The following is a 19,862-nucleotide window of genomic DNA, read 5'->3' as shown; positions in this document are numbered from 1 at the left end:
ACAGGTCGTTCCATTGCTCCTCTCGAACCTTGCCCAGGGGCGTCGGGTAAAAGGTCGAGGCGTTGTTGACGAGGACGTCGATCGAGCCCAACTTCCAAGCTTCTTTGGCGAGGCGCTTGACTTCCCGCACTTGGCTCAGGTCGGCGCCCACGGTTTCGGCCTGGGTCTTGAACTTGGTGCGAATCTGCCTTTGCAGGGCCAGGGCATCCTTGGCCGAACGGTTGTAATGAATGATGAGCCGGGCGCCCTCGGCGGCCAGGTTCAGGGCGATGACGCGCCCGACCCGCTTCGCCGCCCCCGTCACCAGCACCGTGCATCCTTTGAGCCGCATGAGCCGACGTTAGGCTTGGAGTTGAGTGGTGGCAAGAAAAATGCTAGCCACCGAGGATGCCACGACTTTGCGTCTTGACCAGCGGAGGAATCGACAGCGCCTTGCTTCTGGGCGAGGCCCTGGCCGGAAACCACGAAATCCATCCGCTCTACGTTTCGATCGGCCTGGCCTGGGAAGAGGCCGAACGGCACCATCTCCAAACGCTGCTCCGGCGCTTGGCGACCCCCAAGCTCAAGCCCTTGACGGTCTTGAGCACCCCCTTAAATGAGCTCTTTCCGGGCCATTGGGCCTTCAACCGCCGAGAGGTCCCCGACGCCCAGTCGCAAGACGAGGCGGTCTATTTGCCGGCCCGCAATCTTTTCCTCCTGACTCAGGCCGCGATGTTCGCCGAGGCCCGGGAATTGGACGAAGTTTGGATCGGCACCTTGAAAGGCAATCCCTTCGGCGACGGCCGGCCCGAATTCTTCCGCTCCTTCGAGGAGACCTGCCGGATCGGTTTGCCCCGGCCGCTCAAGATCCGCGCGCCTTTCGCCGGTCTGAGCAAGGTCGAGGCGATGGCCCGGCATCCCGATTTCCCCTTGGAGCTGGCCTTCTCCTGCCTCAATCCCCGGGGTCGGGAGCCCTGCCGAAATTGCAATAAATGCGAGGAGCTGGCCCGAGCTCTGCGCGATGCCGGAAAATAGATGCGCGACGAAGAGATCCGAAAACTCAAAGACCTCGACCTGCGGACGCTCTGGCATCCCTTCACCCAAATGCAGGAATTCATGGGAGAGGACCCGCTGATCGTCGAGCGGGCCGAAGGCTGCCGGCTTTTCGACATCGAAGGGCGCGAATACATCGACGGGGTTTCCTCGCTCTGGGTCAACGTCCACGGCCATCGCCGGCCCGAGCTCGACGCCGCGCTGCGGGCCCAGTTGGATAAGGTTGCCCACTCGACGATGCTCGGGATCGGCAACGTTCCGGCCATTCTCCTGGCCGAGAAGCTCTTGGCGGCGGCGCCGAAGAATTTGAGCCGGGTTTTTTATTCGGACAATGGCTCGACCGCCAATGAGATCGCCCTCAAGATGGCCTTTCAATATTGGCAGCAGCAGGGCCGCCGGGAGAAGACTCGGTTCCTGGCCCTGAAGCACGCTTACCACGGCGACACCATCGGGTCGGTGTCGGTGGGCGGCATCGATTTGTTCCATCAGATTTTCCAGCCGCTGCTCTTCCAAGTCGATTTCCTCGACGGTTTCGACTCGGCGGCGGCCGAGCGTCTCTTCGCCGAAAAGGCCAAGAGCTGGGCGGCCTGCATCGTCGAACCGATGATTCAAGGGGCCGCCGGGATGCGGATCCAGCCGCCGGGCTTCATGAAGAAGCTGGCCGAGCTCTGCCGCCGCCACGAGGTCCTGCTGATCTGCGATGAGGTGGCCACCGGTTTCGGCCGCACCGGCAAGATGTTCGCCGTCGAGCATGAGGGCGTCGAGCCCGACTTCCTCTGTCTGGCCAAAGGCATCTCCGGCGGCTACTTGCCCTTGGCGGCGACCCTGACCACCGCTCGGATTTTCGACGGCTTTCGCGGCCGTTACGAGGAGTTCAAGGCCTTCTTTCACGGCCACAGCTATACCGGGAATCCGCTGGCCTGCGCCGCCGGCATCGCCAGCTTGGAAATTTTCGAGCGCGACCGCGTCTTGGCGGCGCTGAGGGCTAAAATCGAATGGTTCCGCGAAGGTCTGAAAAAATTCGCAGCCGATCCCCGCGTCAAGGAAGTCCGCCAATTGGGCTTGATGATCGGAATCGAGCTGGTTCAGGATCAGTTGGGGCTGGGCGCCAAGATTTGCCGGCGCGCCCGGCGCGAGGGAGTCCTGCTGCGGCCGCTGGGGAACGTCCTGGTCATCATGCCGCCATTGGCGATTGACAAGGAGGCGACTTTCAAGATCTTGGATGTCTTATACCGTTCGATGGACGAGATGACGCAAGATGCCAAAGTTTAAGCACCATATTTTCATCTGCACCAACGAGCGCAGCGCCGAAGACCCTCGGGGCTGCTGCAAGGCCCGGGGCTCGGAGAAGATCCGGGAATTCTTGAAGGACGAGGTCAAGCGCCGCGGCTTGAAGGGCACGGTCCGGGCCAATGCCGCCGGCTGTCTCGACCATTGCGAGCTGGGGCCGGTGGTGGTCGTCTATCCCGAGGGAATCTGGTACCGAGTGCCCTCGGTCGAGGATGCCCGGGAAATTCTCGAGAGCCACATTGAAGGCGGAAAAATCGTCGAACGCCTCGCCATCTATCCCGAAAACCGGTAAACTACGCGGCAGAGCGAGATTTCATGGGTGACTTGGTCAAAATCCTGCAGAATCGCCGCTTCAGTCTCCAAGAAGCCGAGGCTCTGCTGCCGGTCATCCGAAAGATCACCAAGGAAGCGGTCGATCAATTCCTCATCCTCGAGGAGAAGCTCAAGCACTTCCACGCCGATCCCGAAAAGTGGAAAGCGGTGGAAAACGAAATCGCCGAGGTGCTGAATCACTGGAGCGAGAAGATCCTGAAGCTCGGCTGCCAACCCAAGGGCATTTGGCTGGTCGATTTCGACAACGGCGAGGGCTACTACTGCTGGCGCTACGGCGACGAGGGAATCGAGTACTTCCACGGCTACAATGACGGCTTCGCCGGCCGGACCGCCTTGAAGCGCCCCGACCACCTCACCCTCCACTGAGCCTAATTTTTGTCGCCCGAATACCGTTGATCCTTAGGAACCAGGTAATCGCCGGGCCGATGGGCGGCGTGGCATTTGAAGCAAGTCTCGCTGACCTTGTCGACGGCTTTGAAGAAGCCCTTGTCCCGCTTGGCGCTCTTCGCCTTGAGGTCGATCATCCCGGCGGCCAGGATGTCGGTGTATTCCTTGTAGCGGTTCTGGGAGTCGGCCTTTTGCATGGCGTCGAGGGTCTGGCTCATCTCCTGAACGGAGAGGTCGACGGCTTCCCAGTCGACGTTCTTCTCGTGAATCTTCATGATCTCCAATCCGGCGAGCATGGTCCCGAAAGTGGCCATGTACTGTTTGAGCGAGGGTGTGGCGGCGGTCGCCGCTTGGACCGGATGGGGCGGCAGCGGCTTGGCGGCGAGCGGCGTCGAAAGGAAGAGGGTCGAAAGGAGAATTGTTGAGAGAATTTTCATGAGTGTTTGATCCAGATAGGCAGTTGAGCGTCGCGGAGCAAGCTTTTGGTGACGCTGCCCAGCAGCCGGGTTTTCAAGGGACCGCTTCGCCCGGCCAAGCCGACCAGGTCGGCCCGATATTTTTTGGCCGCTTTGAGGGCATCGTCGGCGACATCCTTTCCGCCGATATCGAGCTGATGGGAAAAGCGCAGCCCCTGCCGCTGGGCCGCTTCCCGGAAAGGCTTCACGTCGTTTTCCCGAAGTTTTCGGGTAAGGATCAGATACTGTTTTTCCGACATCCGATCGGGGCCCAGGAGGGCGTCGATGGCGAAGGAAGCCCAGGAAAAGGGCCGGGGGATCGAGTGGAAGAGCCGAACTTCGGCACCCAAGGCCGCGGCCCAAGGGCAGAAGTCGGCGAAGGCTTCGAGCGAAGCCGGGCTCAGGTCGCTGATAAAAAGGAGGCGTTTCACCCGCTTGCCGACCTTGGCGCCGGGCTGGATCAAGACGACCGGACAGCGGGCCTGATACAGCAAGGTTTCGGCGAAGCTGCCCAACAAAGCCCCGCGGAGGCCCTTGCCGGAGGTGGTGCCGGCCAGGATGGCTTCGGCGCCCTGGCTTTCGGCGTAATTGACCAGCTGCTTGGTGCTGGCCGAAAGGCTGAGGCTTTTCTCGATCAAGATGACCGGCTCGAGGCTCTCGGCCTTGAGGTCTTTCAAGACCCTCCGGGAGCGGGCCAAGGAAACTTGGCGATATCTTTCTTTCGCCGGAACGCTGAATTCGAGAACGACGTTGACCTCCGCCGGGCTGACGACGTAAACCGGCTCCGGCTTCAGGCCGGATTGCTCCGAGAAGCGAAGCAGGGCCTGAGCGCTGCTCTTCAAGGCCGCGGGTTTGTCGTGGAAAGGATTGAAGGCCCATAAGAGCTTGCCCGGGGTTGCTTTGCTTTTTACCATGGCCCTTTATAACGGTGCGGCGTGAATATGGCAAATTTCGTCGAAAAAGATCTGACTCCCGACCCGCTGGCGCTTTTCAGCCGCTGGTTCAAAATGGCCAAGGCCGCACCGGCCATCGGGGATGCGACCGCCGCCTGTCTTTCGACCGTCGGCCGCGACGGCTTTCCCGAAGGCCGGATGGTTTTGGTCAAGAGCCTCGGGCCGGCCGGCTTCGTTTTTTTCACCAATTTCCGGTCAGCCAAAGCAAAATCCTTGGCCGCCAATCCCCGGGCCGCCCTGACTTTTTATTGGGAGCCCTTGGCCCGGCAGGTGCGGATCGTCGGCTCGGTGAAGCCGGTGAGCGTGGCCGAGGCCGACGATTATTTCCGTTCCCGGCCCCGTTTGAGCCAGATCGGCGCTTGGGCCTCGAAGCAAAGCGCGGTGCTGAAGAGCCGGGACGAGCTCGAGCGGAGCTTTCGCCGCTATCTGAAGGAATTCGAAGGCCGGGAGGTGCCGCGGCCGCCGCATTGGAGCGGTTTCGCGCTCAAACCTCGCAGCCTCGAGTTCTGGCAATCCCGGCCCAATCGGCTCCACGACCGCTTCCGCTACCGGCGCTCGGGTGGGGGCTGGAAGATCGAGCGATTGAGCCCCTAAAGGTCATCCCATGCTTTTAAAAAAATTCCCGCTGGGTCCGCTGCAATGCAACTGCAGCATCCTGGCCTGCGAAAAAACCAAGGAAGCCGTCATCGTCGATCCCGGCGCCGAAGCCGAAAGGATCTTGGCGACGCTTCAGGTCCAGGGCTGGAAGCCCAAGTACATCGTCCACACCCACGCCCACTTCGACCATGTCGGGGCCACCGAGGAAGTCCACGCCAAACTCGGCGGCGAGGTCTGCCTCCACCGCCAGGACCTCTTTCTCTACGACAATGTCGCGATGCAGACCGCCTTGTTCCGGCTGCCCGGCTTCACCGTCCCGCCGGTCGAGCACTGGCTGGAGGACAAGGAAGTTTTGACCTTCGGCGGCTACAAGCTCGAGGTGCTTCACACCCCGGGCCACACGCCGGGCAGTCTCAGCTTCTATGTGCCGACCCCGGAAGGGTCCCACGTCTTCACCGGCGACACCCTCTTCCAAGGCGGCATCGGGCGCACCGACCTCTGGGGCGGCGATTTCGCCCTTCTCATGAAATCGATTCACGGGAAACTGCTGGATTTGGCGGACGATGCCGTCGTTCATCCGGGCCATGGCGCCGAGACCACCATCGGCGAGGAGCGGGAAGAGAATCCCTTCCTGAGCTCTTGAGCCTTAGATGCCCATTCCCATCACGCTGAGCTGGCCGTTCGAGGGCCGGCTGGAACCGGTCGCGGCATGCGGCTCGGTTCCGGAGGCTGATCCAGCCGACGAGTTGCTGCCGCCGCTCGGCGCTCCGGCCGGGGCCGGCTCCATCACCTCGCCGGCGATGTCGCCGGCGCTGAGACCGCCCAGCAGGATTCGGCGATTCCGGGGAAGATAGAATTCATAGGGTGCCGGATCGGCGGCCGCCACCACCGCATCCTGACCGGGATGGAAGGGACGAAAGTCGACTTGCCAGTCCCATTCGCCTTCGCCGCGGCCTCGGACTTCCAGCACGATCTCGCTGCCGACGGTTTCGGAGGAGCCGAGGCCGAAGGCGGTGACCCCCGACCGGTCCCTCGGGAAATGCAGGCGGAGCGGGCGATCGCCGGCGGCGGCTTCCTCGAGCAAGCCGTCCCATTCGCCGCGCGGCAGGGCCAAAACTTCGCGCAGGGTTTCCCAGGAAAGATGGCCCCGGCTGTTTTGATGGAGATAAGCCATCAAGGCCTCGCGGCGGGCTCCGATCGGAGCGCCTCGATTGTAAATCACATCACGCAAGAGCCCGCCGGCGAAATCGGCGTGGGAAGTTCCCAAGGCGGCGAGCGTCAAGTTCCATTGGGAATATTCATGGTCGGAGTTGCCGGGCGCCGAAGCTCCCCAGGCGACGGCTCGATCGGTGACGAGCATGCTGGGGTCGTCGATCATCCGTTGCCACCAGGCCCGTTCCGGCGGGTGGGGCGAGCGAGCCAGCAGGCTCAGCATGAGATAACGGGTGGGGACCGGCTCTTCGGGATCCTCGACCAGCGAGCGGAACACTTCGGCGGTATCGGAGCCGTTGTCCAAGCTCTGGGGCGGGAGGTATTCCAAAGCCCGGCTGCGGCGGGCGAGAGTTTCGCGGGGGTCCATCGCGATGTTTTGCAAAAAGCGGGCGGCGGCTTCGTGGCCGTCGACGGCCAGGCCGGCGGCCCGCGAGATTCGCTCGTCCAGCGAAAGCTCGCCGGAATAAGTCGAGGTCAAGCCGGCGGCGGATTCGCGAAGGAAGGCGGCGGCCCGGCGGTCGCCGGTCTCGGCGAGGACCCGGGCGTTGCGCATCCGCAAGATCGGATCGGTCGAGCTTTCCCAATTTTGCCGGATTTCAGCGGCCAAGGCGACCATGGCCGAATCCCGGGGCGCGAGATAGGAGTAGATCCCATAAGTCACCGGCGAAACGGCGCCGATATCGAAGCCGCTTCGGGGCAGGGCCGCGGCCAGCTCGCGGATCGTTTCGGCGGGTACCGGGCTGCGCTCGCCGTCGACCGATGTCGAAGCCAGGCGACTGGCCAAAGCGCGGGCATGGTGGCGGGTGGCCTCGAGTCCGTCGGTACCGGCGAGCCGTTGGATGAAGCCGCCGACAGTGGAACCGGATTCCAGCGTGCCATGCAATTCCAAGCGGCCGAGCAGATCCAACCTTTCCTCGGGCGAGACGAAGCGGTCTTCCAGCACCGTGGCCAGCGCCGAAGCTTCGGCAGCGGAGAGCGAAAGCCCGCGCAGGCCCTCGAGCCAAGCGGCGTCGTCAGGGCTGGATTCACGGAGGTCTAAGACTCTTCTGGTGAGGGAAATTTCATCGAAGGACACGGGGCACCTGTCAGGTGTGCGCCTCCTGGCTTGTTTTTAGCAACCGGCGTGCCATCGACTCCGGCGGGATCAATATAAATAGCCAAAACATTTCAGCTAGTTACCATCGCCAAGGGCGAAGCGGTCGATTTAGGACCCCCGCCGATTGAGGTTGAAGCTCCCCGATTGAGCGCCAAGCCGTGGCCTCAAGCCCTCGCTCCCAGCTTCATTTTAGGAAGGACTCGAAGGCGTGAATGATCTTGCGCGAGAACTTTTGGGTCCACTCCATGTTAGCTCGGGTGTCGGCGAGGATCTTGGCTCCGGCTTCCTTGGAGGGAAGATCGGAGGCGTATTCCTTGACCCAGGAAGCCGCCAGCTCCTCGGTGACTTCGGGATGAAAGTTGAAGAGGTAGCAGTTTCCGTGGATGCCGGTGGATTGGTAGCGGCAATTGGGGCTCAGCGCATACCAATAGCCCTGAGGTGGGAAACCGTTGAAGGTGTCGTACCAGCAGAAGGCCGGAAAGCGTTTTTCCTCGATTTCACCGTAGATCACGCTGTTGCGCGAATAGTCGGGATAAATCTCGACTTGGATCCAGCCGATCTCTTTTTCCGGCGCCTTGGCGACCCAGCCGCCCTGGGCATGGGTCAGCAAATTGGCGCCTTGCGCGACGGCGAAGACCGGCTTGTGCTCGTCGAGGCAGGCCCGCAGGAAGGAAACTTCCTGCCGCAGCCATTCGGTCTTCTCGGGATTCTCGACCTTGAGACGGAGCGGTCCGCCGAGCACGATGTAGCCGGAATAATTCTTGGCTTGATCGGGGGCCGGAAGGTTCTTCGCGCCTTCGTAGACCTTACGGTACTCGTAGTCGATGCCGCGTCGCTTGAGCTCATCCTCGAAGCTGCCGGCGGTGAACAAGGCCGCGTTTTGTAAGATTAAAACCTTTCCCATGGGGCGTTCTCCCGATTCAAAAAGCCGGCAGATCCTATGCAGCCCGCGCTTTGGCTGGCAAGTGCCTTTTTTCGTGACTATCCGAGGGGGCCTAAGTATAAAAAGCCCAATTTTCAAGGGTTCTGCGTAAGAATCTGCATCTGCTTTCAACCAAAGGAGAAACTATGAATTTATGGAAGAAGAGTTTGACGCTGGCTACGGCCTTGAGCCTGGTCGCCGGCGCCGCGGCCTTCAGCGATGCCCTGGCCGCCAAAAAGAAAAGCTCCGCGGCCAAGAAGCCGGCGGCCACCGGCGACAACGCCCCGATCAGCTCCGATCCCGGCGCCGCCACCGTCAAGGAGCATCGCTTGCTGAAGTGGGGGGCGGTCGATCCGCCGGATCGCGGCAAGAGCCCCGAGTTCTTCGTCCGCGGCGTCTTCATGGAATTTCTGCCCTCGATCGGCGCCGACGGCAAGGAGCGCAAGGATTTCTACAACATCAATCTATTGCCGGTGGAGGTGGTGGAGAACGAATACCGCGTCATCACCTTCGACAGCTTCGCCAACGGGATGAAGATTCCGGTCTTCATGCCGAAGGACTTGAAGAAGCAATTCAAGCCCGGGGCCATGGTCGAAATTCACCTCTACTACACCACCAAGGAAGAGCAGGCGGTCGGTCATGCCAAAATGATCGCCTTCTCCTATCACGAGGACATCATCCCTTATCCGGCCGGTCCCTCCGCTTACGTCAAGAAGGGCGGTCTCGATCAGGAGCAATATCTCAATGCCCTCAAAGGCATGGAGATCTTCGGCGACAATCCGAAGGATGATCAGCTGAAGCTCGGGCTTGATGCCTTGGCCAGCAGCTCGCCCAACACCGAGGTGAAGAACAAGGCCACCGCCTTGCTTTCCAGCCTCTTCGCCGCGGCGCCCTCGGGTCAGCCGCTGCTTCCGCCGGAACCGGCGCCGGGCGCCGTCCCCGAGAAGCCGGCCAAGAAAAAGAAGTAAGATCGCTTTTCGAAAATAAAAAGCCCGCTCCAAAAGAGCGGGCTTTTTTTGTCATACTGAGCGATTTGTCATCCTGAGGAGCGAAGCGACGAAGGATCTGCGACTGGCCAGGAAACTATTATATGCCGATGCCTCTTCGTCTCCTCGGAATCCCCTTGGAGGACACGAAGGGACTTCGACCTTGTAAAAAAGCCTTGGTGGGTCGCAGATCCTTCGCTGCGCTCAGGATGACAATTTATGGACTTACGGTACCCTGGCTCTCCTCGGTGAATTGGCTCACTTTCCAAACCCCATTTTCGTGGCGCAATTTGACGAAGACCTTGCGGGCCCCCACATCCTGGACTTGGGGCTTCACCTCAAAGATATAGGTCGCCTCGTCGCCATTGACCTCGCCGGCCGAAGCGAGATGGGCGTCGACTTTGGGCAGGTCGGCGCCTTGGTCCGGCGGCTGGCCGGCGATCAGGCCGATCTGGTTGTCGATCTTTTCCAGGGCCAAGCCGCTGCTCAAATCCTTGGCGGCCTTTAGGTCGATCTTGACGTAGTAGGCATCGATGAAGGCCTTGGCGGCCTTTTCCGGCTCGGGACTCTTGCTGCAAGCTCCCAGGGTGAAGGGAATCATCAGACTCATCAAGAAACGTCGCCGGCTGTTGGCGTTCATGGGATCCTCCTCGTTTTCCATATTCGGGGAATCTTACCTATTCCGGCAACCATTTCAAAAGCAAAGATTCGGCCACGATGACCAGGCTCATCAGCAGGAAAATTTCGAGAATGATGGGTGTCATCGCCTTGATCCACTGAAAGGGCGTGTACTTGGGATCGACCTCGCGGCGGATAAAGGCGTAAGAGACCACCGATTGGGCCGAGCCGATGTGGGTCCAGCAGCCGCCGACGGCGTAGCCGGCGATCTGGGCCATGGCGAAGAGGTGAATGACGGACACTTCGAAGCCCCGGATGGCCCGGCCGGCGAAATCGGCGACCACGTTGTTGTCGAGGGTGGCCGAAAGGAAGGCCGCGCCGGTGAATTGTAGATAGGACATGGCGATAACGCCGAATTTCTCCAGGCCCGCATGGATCGAGGAGGCGACGATCTCGAAGAAGCCGGTCTTTTGCAGCAGCGTGATCGAGAAGAAGAGCGGCAGCAAAAAGAGGTATTCTGAAAATTCGTGCTTGGCGTCGCGAAGCGCCAGGCCCCGCATCTTGGGAATCGACAGAATCCCGAGGAAGGCCACGGCGAAGCCGGCGAAAGAGGCCAGGAAGAGCGGGACGTCGTGGTCGATGGCGTGCCAAATTAAGAAGCCGACAAAGGGAACGAAGGCGAGGAAGCCGATCTTCTGGGCCTGGGAGCGGCGGCGCTTCATCCGGCGGAGCATCCCCCGGATCTTGACCGCGGCTTGGTCGCGGCCGTGGTGGTCTTCCGCGGTTTCGTGGACATAGTGCCGGTCGAGGTCCTCGGCCAGGCTTTCATCGACGTAGAGGCCCAGTATTTTTTTGCGCGTCTCCGGCGGAACGCCCTCCCGGATCATGGCCGCGCCGAGCGATTCGCCCGCGTGGAGCCGATGCTCCACCGGCTTGTAATGGCTCCCGAGCTCGTCCCGGTAGGTATCCACGAATTCGGCGGCCAAGAGCACCTCGCCATGCTGGCTGGCCTGGAGGAATCGGACGTCGGCGGTGTGGAGGTCGAGGATGTCCATTTCCTTCACGTCGATCCGTCTTCCCTTGAGCCGTCTGCGGACGTTGAAGAAGACGATGAGATAGCTGCCGATTGCCACCGGGGCGCAGTAGCGGAGGAAGAAGGCGTTGTCGAGGTGGGGCTGGAGATTGGCCTTCATGATGAGGTTGGGCGGCTCGCCGTAAGCCAACCACATGCCGCAGACGGTGGTGACGATGGTCGAAACCATGACCGCATAGACCACGGCCTCGTCCTGGACTTTGGCCAAGAAGAGGATCAAGACCAAGACCCGGATCATCAGGCCGATCATCGAGACGCCGTCGAGGATGCCCGAAGCCACCGCGACCAAACCGGTCAGGGCCGCGATGGTTGGCACGACCCAACCCTTGTTGCGGCGCAGGACCATGAAGGAAATGCTCTCCAAGAGGCGAGTCTGGGCAATGGCCGCGACGAAAAAGGTCAGGCCGAGGATGAAGAGCATGGTGTCGGCGTGGATCAGCTCGTTCCAGCCGTGCATGGTCAGCAGGTAGCGCTGGAATAATTCGCTCCATGCCGCCGAGCCCTCGGCGGCGACCCGCTGGCGGAGGCCGGAGCCTTCCCACCAAACCGACCAGAAAGTGGCGAAGATGACGAGGACCGCGCCGTAGGTGATGGCGTTCTTGTCGACCCGGTATTTCATCGAACCCAGGACAAAGAGGCTGATGATGGCCAAAAAGACTTCGGCTGCGACCAAGATGGCCGGAAGGGCGACGAATTTTCCCAATATGAAGATGCCGACGGCCAGCAATAGGCAACCGGCGAGGAATTTTTTAGAGGAAATTTGGACGATCTCGTCGTCGTGGGTCGTTTCGGACATGGACGGCCTCTCGAAAAGATATCGATTTCGGGTTTCCTCCACTGCCGGAAGGTGAGGGCAGGGTTAAACAATTGAGGCGCCAGCCGCAACCGTATTTTTGCGGGTCCTAGAGGAGGCGGGCGTAGTCTTCGAGCTCTTTTTCCCAGACCTTGACGCCGCAAAAGCGCTCGCCTTCGGGGCAGATCGGCTTCAAGCCGGCGTGCTTGCGGACATAGCAGGGCGCCAAGATGTGCTCGACCAGCTGAGGATGGACCGCTTTGACCGCCTTGAGCTCGTCCAAGGTGGCGTAGAAGATCTCCTCTTGGGCGGTGTAGCAGGCCCGGGTGTGCCACTTGTGGTGGAGGTTGAGCAGGTCGCCCGATTCCTCGAAGCGGATCGGGAAGGCGTTGGGCAGCAGGTAAAGGGCGAATTCCTTGCGGAGCCCCAGGTCGAGCAGGCGGTTGATCCCGGCGAAGGTCCGCTCCATCGAGGCCCGGTAAAGGTCGAAGGCGGCTTCGTCCTGCCGGATCATCAGCGGCACGATGTAATCGGGCCGGCCGGTGTAATGGGCTTCGAGCAGCGGCCGCGAGGCCGGTGTCATTCGGTGGCGCTGGTCTTGGGAGTCGGCGCTGTGACTGATCTTCTTCCGGAAGGTGTAGTGAACGTGGAAGAGGGTCCGCGAGAGCTTCGACATCGTGTTGGGATTGAGGGTGTCCGCCAAGAGCGGATTCTTGGCCGGGTTGAGCACCGCGTCGATCGCTTCGGCGTCGGTCATCTGGGCCCGGGTCAGCCCCAGGACCGAGCGCACGCTTTGGGCCAGGGTCTGGGGAGCGTGGGCCTTGTAATCGGCCAGGACCGCGTAGCGGCCCTCGAGGGCGGCATCGAATTCCCGAAGATAGTCGGCTCCGGCCGGCGGCTGGCGCCGCTCCTGGAACCAGCGGTATTCCGGCGTCTGCTCGGGCTTGAGCGGGTCGACCAGCTCGCGGCCGAACTCGGGATCGAGCTCCAGCACCAAGGCCATCATCTGCTCGACGACTTGGCGTTGCTCCCAAGGCGTGTCGTAGCAGTCCATCAGGCGGTGGTAGCGCAGCAAGGTGAGGGCGCTGATCGTGTGATAGAGATAGGCATGGGTCGCCACCGGCAGGACGTAGCGGGCGACCTCGTAGGCCTTCTTCTTCAGCACCGGCTCGTAGCGGTCGAGGTATTTCTGCCGCACCGGGAAGATGCGGAAATACTCTTTTTTCACCTGAGGCAGGAGCTGGACGATGAGGGCCTCGTAGTCCTGCATCTGGCCGGCGATGACTTCCTCGTAGATCCGGCGTTGCTCCTCGTCCATCGGCGGCACCGTGTAGTGGCCCTTGGCCACCTTGACGTAGCGCTGCGAGACCTGCTCGCTGTTGTAAAAGGGGTGGGAGTGGAGGAAGGACCAGAGGAATTGGCGCGAGACGTTTTCCAGCGAAAAGACGAAGTGGGCGTGCTGCCGGGTCGTCAAGTGGCCGGCCTCGCGGGTGGTTTGGGCGATCTTGTCGCGGAGGGCCCGGGCCCGCTCGTCGCGGCTGACGTCGGCGACCTTGATCACGCCCTTGGCCGAATAGCAGGTGCGAGCGGTCGCCACCGCCAGATCGTAAGGATCGCGGATCACCGCTTCGAGCGTCACTTTAGGCAGTAGGGTCAGGGAGGCATCCACGGGATTTCTCCAGGGTTCGGCTTTCACTAAAACGTTCGGTGGCTTCTTGGCAAGATAAGGGAACGCCGGGAGAAAAAAAAGTCTGTCATCCTGAGCGAAGCGAAGGATCTGCGACTGCCCAAGGCTTATGGTCAACCGTGGGCGGTCGCAGATCCTTCCCCCCAGTCTCACTCGAACCTCGCGGCGTTCGACCGGGGCCCCCGCTCAGGATGACACCGTCAACCTGTGGATAAGTTGGAGCGTCTTTTCCAAGCCCCGGCTCAGGATCCCGGGTTCGGTGAGGAAAGAGATCGTGAAGTGAACTCCCCGCTCATAATCGTAAAAATATCCGGGGTGTACAAAGACTCCTTCCTCGTCCATCAGGCGGAGGACGAATTCCTCTTCCTCCAATGGAAAGGGCGGGAGGATTTCGGCGGTGAGGTAAAAGCCGCCGGCCGGGGGAACCACCCGGATTTTTTCGGAGCCGCCCAGGATTTGGAGAGCCAGATCGCGGCGGCGGCGGACCTCGCGGCGATAGTCGGCCAGGAAGGCCGCCCCCTCCTGAAACAGGGCCGGTAAGGCCTTTTGAATCGGCGTGTGGCAGGAGAGGAAGGTGTCGGCCTGGGTTTCAAGACGGTCGACCGCTTCGGCGACTTTTTCGGTCTCGCCGCTGACCCCGATCCAGCTCAGCTTGAGCCCGGGCAGGGCGAACATCTTGGAGAGGCCGTTCAAAGTGAAGAGCAAGTGCGGTCGGGTCGAAGCCAGGGGTCGAGGAAAGGCCCCCGCGCCGAAATAAAATTCGGCGAAGACCTCATCGCAGATCAGGGCCAGGTTTTTCCGGTTGCAGAGCTCGGTCAAGGCTCGAATTTCCTCGGCGCCGGCCACGGCCCCGGTCGGGTTGTGGGGCGAGATGAGGAAGACGCCGCGGGTTTCGCGGTCACAGCGAGCCTCCAAGGCCGCGAGGTCGATGCCCCAGTCCCGATCTTCGCGTAGCGGATAATGCCTCAACTCGACCTTGGCCAGCTCGGCGATCGAATCGAAAAGCGGATAGGCCGGGGCCGGAGTGAGGAAGTTCCCGCCCTGGGGACCGAGGAGATGAAATAAGTAAAGGAAGGACTCGCTGGTCCCCGAGGTCAGGATGATGTTTTCCGGATCGAGGGCCGCCCCGGCGCTGGCATAATAATCGGCGATGGCTTGGCGGGCTTCGGGCAGGCCCTTGGGATGGGGCCGGTAATCTTGAGTTTGAAAGTAGTCGCGGTAAACCCGCTCCAGAACCTCGGATGGAAAACGAAAGCCCTGCTCGTTGGGATTGCCCGAATAGAGGATGTCGATGGAACGGCCCTGGCGATGGAGCCGGCGATACAGCGTCTCGATGGGGTTTAGAGCAGCGATTTCAGCGCGCCTTTCAAATCGGGATGCTTGAAGCGGAAACCGGCCTTCTCCAGCTTTTCGGGGACGACCCGAGCGCTGGCCAAAAGCATCTCATCGGCCATCTCGCCAAAAACCATGCGGGCGGTCGAGGCCGGCAAGGGCAAGCAGGTCGGACGCCAAAGCTTCCGACCCAAGGCCTTGGTGAACTCGCGGTTGGTCACGGCCTCGGGGGCCACGGTGTTGACCGGACCTTGGAGGCTGGAATTTTGGAGGGCGAACTCGATGGCGCCGACCACGTCTTCCAAGGTGATCCAAGACATGTACTGGCGGCCGCTTCCGATGATCCCGCCGACGCCCAGCTTGAAAGGCAGCAGGATCTTTTTCAGCATCCCGCCGCTGCGGGAGAGGATCACGCCGAAGCGAAGGTTGGCCGTGCGTATGCCGGCTTCGGCCGAGGTCTTGGTCGCGGCTTCCCATTCCTGGCAAACCTCGGCCAGAAAGCCGTGCCCCGGCGGGGAGGCCTCGGTGAGCTTTTCGTCGCCGCGGCTGCCGAAATAGCCGACTGCCGAGGCGCAGAGGAAGACCTTGGGCTTTACCTGAAGATGGGCCAGGGCTTCGGAGAGGGCGCGGGTCCCGTTGACCCGGCTGTCGCGGATCCGGCGCTTGCGCTCCTGGGTCCAGCGGCCGGAAGCGATGTTCTCGCCGGCCAAGCTGATGACGGCTTCCGGCGCCAGGACATCGACGCCGGTCTTGTCGACGCTGCCGCCTTCGGCGTTCCAATAGGCTTCGCCGCGCGAGGCATTGGCTTTATGCCGGACCAGACAGAGGATCTCGTGACCTTGGGCCTTCAAACGTTCGGCCAGGGCCGAGCCGACCATGCCGTGGGAACCGGTAATAAGGATTTTCATAAGCCTTCCCTTCGGGTGCGGAGATTCAACAAAGTCAAGGCCTTGAAGCAACTAAAAAATGTCGAAAGCATGGAAGAGGCGGCGGAGGCCGGACCAGAGGCCCTGGCGGAAGCTGCCGGCCGCCGGATCGCGGACTTGGGCGGGCGGGGCCGAGGGGGCCTCGGCCGGCCGCAAGAGGCCGATCAGAACCTCGCCGTCGGTATAATACCAATCGCCTTCGCCATTGCGGCCATGGAAGGTGGGTCCGATCCCGCTGACCCGAAACACCTCGTCCAGCCTTCCGGCTCCGATCAGGTCCTCGAAGAGCCGGTTGCGCTCGGCGTCGAGGTCGGGGTCGATGTGGTGGAGGATTTGACCGGTGTAGCGGCTGAAGCCCACCGAGCGGTCGAAGCTGGCCGAGCCGACCCAGAAAGGCCTGTCGCCGAAGCCCAGGACATCGGCTCGCCAGAAGCGGACGTGATGGCGGTGGGTCAGGGTGGGGCCGGCTTCTTTTTCGAAAGCCAAGTCCTCCTTGCGGCCAAAGAGGTAAAGCGGGCTGACCGGGGCTTGGGGATCGGGGCGGTCGCGGGCCAGGGATTCACCCATTTCCAAAATGGTCTTGGCGTCGAGCGGCTTGGCTCGCCGCCAGCCGCCCGCCTCCATGGCTTGGACCAGGGCCCGCTCATGACCATGGAAACCGACGTTGATGGGGTCGCCGGGGATTCCCTCGGCGGTCCGGGTGAGACCGGGCGAGGCCCGCATGGCCGGTTGGCGCTCGTATTCCTTCCAAACCAAGGGGAGCAACAAATAGGCCACCAGGCCATAGAGCGGAAGCAGGCTCAGGGCGATTCGAAAAAAGGTCCGGTGATGGCGTCTGAAAAAGGTCATAAAAAAACCCGCCGAGGCCGGGGCCTCGACGGGTCGATTCTTTTCGCGAGGGGCTTACCAGCGGCTTCCGCCGCCACCACCGCCACGACGGTCGCGATCGCCGCGACCACCGCCGCCGCCACCACCGCCGAAACGACGACCACCGCCGCCACCGCCACCACCGCCGCCAAAGCCGCCACCGGGACGGGGCGCCATGGGACGAGCCTCATTGACTTTTAAAGTACGTCCGCCGACGTCCTTGCCGTTCAGGCCATTGATGGCCGCATCGGCTTCATCGTCGTTTTCCATCTCAACGAAACCAAATCCTTTGGATTGGCCGGAAAACTTGTCCTTGATCACCTTGCTTGAAAGGACAGAGCCATAGGCGGCCGCCAATTCGTTGAGTTGGGCATCGTCGACCGAGTAGGGGAGACTGCCCACATAGAGTTTCTTGCTCATCATGAGCTCCTTATAGGGAGGTTAGATTTAAGCTTCTTTCTCTTAAGGGGGGCTAGAAAACACGGCAGGCCCGAAATTTCGTGGGTCGAATGAAATCCAGCTACGCACATAAGGGTCAGAATGCAGCGGCGAAGGTAGCATGGGTACAAAAAGCCCGCAATCAGTAATGTAGGGGCCCGGTTTCGACCGCTTCGAAGGCCGAAGCGGGGACGGTTTTGAGTTGCTCGAGGTCCTCGTCGTCCCAGCGTGAGTCCCGGGCGCCGGTGATGAACCAGTCGCTGCCATTGTCGGCTAGGATCAGGCCGTACTTTTTGAGGGCTTCCAGCACCACCCGGGAGGCCCCAGTAAACCCAGTAATATCATAGTCGGCCTTGAGCCGGACCCGCAGGCCCATGGGCGGGGCGCCGGGGTCGGTGGTCGAGCCGGCCTCGTGGGTGGCTGGGTGGATATAGGCTTCCTGGGTCACATTGGCGGTGAAACGGAGGGCATGCCGAATCTCGCCCAGCTCCACCGCCTCATCGTGACGGACCAGGCCGGGCAGGATGGGCAGGCCGGCGGCGTCGGCCGAGGTCCAGCCATCGGGCCGAAGGGCATTGGAGCTCAGGTCGAAGACGGCTCCCGAATAGGCTTCCCAGCCGGGACCGACATAAGTGGCATCGTAAATCTCGTAGAGCAGGCAGTTGTCGGTGTCGACCGCCAGGACATGTTGATCGCCGACCTCGACCGGAGCATCGGCCGGGATCGGGTAGGGACCGGGGTCGCTCTCATCTTCTTCGGCGAAGCTCATCGGTAGCTTGGGCTCATCGCCGCCGACGGTAATGTAGGGAATTCCGTAATCGGGGTTGCTGCCGAAGTCGGGGTGGAGAAATTCGCTGCCGGCGTTCATCGAGGCCAGGTACTCGTCGGAGTTCTCGTGGACCTCATAGCCCGAGATGTCGAGATTCCAGGGATTGTCGGAAGGGAAGATTTGGCAGGTGGCGAGGTTGCCGCCGCCGTTGTTTCCCGCCGCCGGGTTTCCGCCGGGATTTCCGGAATCGTTTCCCGACCCCCCGCAGTGAGCGAGAAATAGGAAGAGCAAAAAAACAGGGAATGTCGGCAGCCGTCGCATAAGGTTCCTTTCCGAGCCTTAGAGCGGCTTTCACATTCCTGTTTCTGAAATCAAGGTCTTTTCAGGGGGCCGGGCAATTCGCGGTCGGGACCTCGTTGGCCACGCCGCTGGCGTTGACGACGAAGTGGCCGCATTCGGATTCGTTGAAGGTGCCGTACTTGACCCATTCGATCAGGGCTGCGGCGATGGTCTGATGCGGCCCCTTCCAAGCGGGCTCGTCAACGGATTGACCGTAAGGCGTGGTATTTGGATTTTGGTCGTCGCAACGAGTGCCGCTGCAGCTTTCCCCAATGAATTGGTGGCTCGAGCATTCCAGCTGTACCAGCAGCTTGTTATCGACCGAGGTCAGCTCGTCGAACATATTGTCCGAATTCCCCGGCAGGGCGACCCCGTCGTCGAGGCCGTGCATAATGAGGGTTGGTAGGGTGACAGTGTGGGCCACTTCGGGATTCCAACCATTGCGAGTGAAGGTGGGCGAGCGCAGGAGACCGGTGGCGTTGTTTTGGACCAGCTCCCCGTTCTCGTCATAAACGTTTGGTACAGTCCCTCCCCAGGCGATGGCCAGATCGTCGAGCGCCAAGATCTGATCCCAGAAATTATCGATGACATCGGTGGTGATCCGTCCGGTGCAAAAGGCCTCGCGGGAACCGACCCCAGTCCAACCAGCGGGATTTCCCAACGACAAGGGAAAGGAGGTCGATCTTTCCAGCTCCGACAAGTCCTTCTCCTCGGTTGGCAAGTTGATGAGGACCGGCGGATTGGCGGGGAACAGGTTGAAGAGCGAGGCCATGAACACCGCCCGCCTCACCTTATGCCCGGCATCTTCGCCCAGCAGGTAAAGGGTCCGGCCCACGCTGGGTCCCCCGAAAGAATAGCCAAGCAAGACGACCTTGCCGCCTTGGGGCCGGGCTTCGGCAATGGCCAAATCGATGACATCCAAGATGTTGCCCGCAAAAACATCGGGATTGGCGAAATGATAAGGGCTGGAGTGTTCGCATAAGGGCAGGCCGGGATTGACGCCGAGGCCCACTGGCTTGTTCGCTTGTTGATTGAGCGGGAAAACCGGGTTTCGGGTCCGATCACAGCCCACCGCCACCGGCGAGCAGAATTGGGGATTGATCGGAGTCGGCGGGATCAGAAACGGTGCGTTGGCTGGACAGGTGCCGTCGGAGTTGAGCGCCACGCAGGCCGGAAGGCTCGCATTGCAGGGATCGTCGAGTGGGCCTCGCCAGGATCTCCCATAACCCAATAGATCGGGGGCGAAGCTGTCGATGCCCGCTTTGGCCAAGGCTTCTTGGGCGCTGAGCCGGCCGCCGGTCGGATCTTCGGTGGTAGGCGCCATTCTTAAATCGAAGGAGGGGGAGCCCGGAGCGCTTCGACCATGGACCAGCACGGCGGCGTAATTGTGCACGTTCGGGCATTTCCCCTGGGCATAGACCGGTCCAACATGATGGACGCGCATTTGCACCTGCTGTCCATTCAAGGTCTCATCCGGCAAGTTTTCGGTGACAACGTTGAGGAAGATTTCTTCGGAAAAGACGCCGGTCGGTTGCTTGTTACAGGCTTTCGCCTTGGCAAGGCTATCCGGCGCCGGCAGGACCAAGCCCCAAGCCGTCACCATGAGAAAGTAGAATAATGGGCGAGATTTCAGTGATTTCATTCCAACACCCCCTGTAGATAAATCACCCCGTTTGGAACGATGTCACCGCCGTACCGCGTTGAGGATACCTCCCTCCTCCCCGAAGCAATGGACGG

The 19,862-nt window shown here is 61.4% G+C and carries 21 protein-coding genes; 7 read left to right on the top strand and 14 right to left on the bottom strand.

The window, feature by feature from the left end:
• The coding region (locus VJR29_10320) for an SDR family NAD(P)-dependent oxidoreductase (GenBank protein HKY63804.1) at positions 1–310 on the bottom strand (310 nt) is incomplete at its 3' end.
• 77 nt (positions 311–387) lie between these two features.
• On the opposite strand from VJR29_10320, the gene VJR29_10315 reads away from it, so the two are divergent.
• The 4 genes from VJR29_10315 to VJR29_10300 are packed head-to-tail and all read left to right on the top strand — an operon-like array spanning position 388 to position 3,021.
• On the top strand, positions 388–1,014 hold the full coding sequence (locus VJR29_10315) for a 7-cyano-7-deazaguanine synthase (GenBank protein HKY63803.1): 627 nt from the start codon (positions 388–390) through the stop codon (positions 1,012–1,014).
• Positions 1,015–2,304, top strand: a complete 1,290-nt coding sequence (gene bioA, locus VJR29_10310; protein HKY63802.1) for an adenosylmethionine--8-amino-7-oxononanoate transaminase — start codon at positions 1,015–1,017, stop codon at positions 2,302–2,304.
• Positions 2,291–2,614, top strand: a complete 324-nt coding sequence (locus VJR29_10305) for a (2Fe-2S) ferredoxin domain-containing protein (GenBank protein HKY63801.1) — start codon at positions 2,291–2,293, stop codon at positions 2,612–2,614. Before bioA ends, VJR29_10305 begins: the two co-directional genes overlap by 14 nt.
• A 23-nt stretch (positions 2,615–2,637) precedes the next feature.
• Positions 2,638–3,021 (top strand): DUF2203 domain-containing protein, encoded by a 384-nt coding sequence (locus tag VJR29_10300; GenBank protein ID HKY63800.1) that lies wholly within the window; start codon positions 2,638–2,640, stop codon positions 3,019–3,021.
• A gap of 2 nt (positions 3,022–3,023) precedes the next feature.
• On the opposite strand, the gene VJR29_10295 is transcribed toward VJR29_10300, so the two are convergent.
• The gene (locus tag VJR29_10295) at positions 3,024–3,479 is read right to left on the bottom strand and encodes a hypothetical protein (protein ID HKY63799.1); all 456 of its coding nucleotides are present in this window, start codon (positions 3,477–3,479) and stop codon (positions 3,024–3,026) included.
• A complete protein-coding gene (locus tag VJR29_10290) occupies positions 3,476–4,411 on the bottom strand; it encodes a universal stress protein (GenBank protein HKY63798.1) in 936 nt (311 codons plus the stop codon). Before VJR29_10290 ends, VJR29_10295 begins: the two co-directional genes overlap by 4 nt.
• A gap of 27 nt (positions 4,412–4,438) precedes the next feature.
• On the opposite strand from VJR29_10290, the gene pdxH reads away from it, so the two are divergent.
• A complete protein-coding gene (gene pdxH / locus VJR29_10285) occupies positions 4,439–5,044 on the top strand; it encodes a pyridoxamine 5'-phosphate oxidase (GenBank protein HKY63797.1) in 606 nt (201 codons plus the stop codon).
• A 10-nt stretch (positions 5,045–5,054) separates the two neighbouring features.
• Entirely contained in the window at positions 5,055–5,690 is a 636-nt protein-coding gene (locus VJR29_10280; protein HKY63796.1) for an MBL fold metallo-hydrolase, read from the top strand.
• A 3-nt stretch (positions 5,691–5,693) separates the two neighbouring features.
• Here the strand turns inward: VJR29_10280 and VJR29_10275 are convergent, their stop codons facing one another.
• Positions 5,694–7,334 carry a hypothetical protein gene (locus VJR29_10275; protein ID HKY63795.1) on the bottom strand — a complete coding sequence of 547 codons (1,641 nt, stop codon included), beginning with the start codon at positions 7,332–7,334 and terminating at the stop codon, positions 5,694–5,696.
• A gap of 205 nt (positions 7,335–7,539) precedes the next feature.
• Positions 7,540–8,259: a hypothetical protein gene (locus VJR29_10270; GenBank protein HKY63794.1), complete on the bottom strand. Its 720-nt coding sequence runs from the start codon at positions 8,257–8,259 to the stop codon at positions 7,540–7,542.
• Positions 8,260–8,423: 164 nt separating this feature from the next.
• On the opposite strand from VJR29_10270, the gene VJR29_10265 reads away from it, so the two are divergent.
• Positions 8,424–9,245 (top strand): hypothetical protein, encoded by an 822-nt coding sequence (locus VJR29_10265; protein ID HKY63793.1) that lies wholly within the window; start codon positions 8,424–8,426, stop codon positions 9,243–9,245.
• Positions 9,246–9,480: 235 nt separating this feature from the next.
• Here the strand turns inward: VJR29_10265 and VJR29_10260 are convergent, their stop codons facing one another.
• From VJR29_10260 to VJR29_10220, 9 genes are all read right to left on the bottom strand, one after another.
• On the bottom strand, positions 9,481–9,903 hold the full coding sequence (locus tag VJR29_10260) for a hypothetical protein (GenBank protein ID HKY63792.1): 423 nt from the start codon (positions 9,901–9,903) through the stop codon (positions 9,481–9,483).
• A gap of 37 nt (positions 9,904–9,940) precedes the next feature.
• On the bottom strand, positions 9,941–11,770 hold the full coding sequence (locus tag VJR29_10255) for an SLC13 family permease (protein HKY63791.1): 1,830 nt from the start codon (positions 11,768–11,770) through the stop codon (positions 9,941–9,943).
• Positions 11,771–11,876: 106 nt separating this feature from the next.
• Positions 11,877–13,424 carry an FAD-dependent thymidylate synthase gene (locus tag VJR29_10250; GenBank protein HKY63790.1) on the bottom strand — a complete coding sequence of 516 codons (1,548 nt, stop codon included), beginning with the start codon at positions 13,422–13,424 and terminating at the stop codon, positions 11,877–11,879.
• 216 nt (positions 13,425–13,640) lie between these two features.
• On the bottom strand, positions 13,641–14,687 hold the full coding sequence (locus tag VJR29_10245; protein ID HKY63789.1) for a pyridoxal phosphate-dependent aminotransferase: 1,047 nt from the start codon (positions 14,685–14,687) through the stop codon (positions 13,641–13,643).
• A 107-nt stretch (positions 14,688–14,794) separates the two neighbouring features.
• The gene (locus VJR29_10240) at positions 14,795–15,694 is read right to left on the bottom strand and encodes a TIGR01777 family oxidoreductase (protein ID HKY63788.1); all 900 of its coding nucleotides are present in this window, start codon (positions 15,692–15,694) and stop codon (positions 14,795–14,797) included.
• A gap of 51 nt (positions 15,695–15,745) precedes the next feature.
• Positions 15,746–16,561, bottom strand: a complete 816-nt coding sequence (locus VJR29_10235; GenBank protein HKY63787.1) for an LssY C-terminal domain-containing protein — start codon at positions 16,559–16,561, stop codon at positions 15,746–15,748.
• Positions 16,562–16,615: 54 nt separating this feature from the next.
• Positions 16,616–16,999, bottom strand: coding sequence for an RNA-binding protein (locus VJR29_10230; GenBank protein HKY63786.1), 384 nt, complete (start codon positions 16,997–16,999; stop codon positions 16,616–16,618).
• Between the two features lie 160 nt (positions 17,000–17,159).
• Positions 17,160–18,107: a hypothetical protein gene (locus VJR29_10225; protein HKY63785.1), complete on the bottom strand. Its 948-nt coding sequence runs from the start codon at positions 18,105–18,107 to the stop codon at positions 17,160–17,162.
• 61 nt (positions 18,108–18,168) lie between these two features.
• Positions 18,169–19,767: an alpha/beta fold hydrolase gene (locus VJR29_10220; protein HKY63784.1), complete on the bottom strand. Its 1,599-nt coding sequence runs from the start codon at positions 19,765–19,767 to the stop codon at positions 18,169–18,171.
• Positions 19,768–19,862 lie beyond the last annotated feature (95 nt).

The organism is bacterium, assembly GCA_035281585.1.
GTDB lineage: Bacteria > UBA10199 > UBA10199 > DSSB01 > DSSB01 > DATEDP01.
The sequence above is the reverse complement of the archived record's forward strand: the minus strand, read 5'-3'. Positions and strand labels throughout refer to the sequence as shown.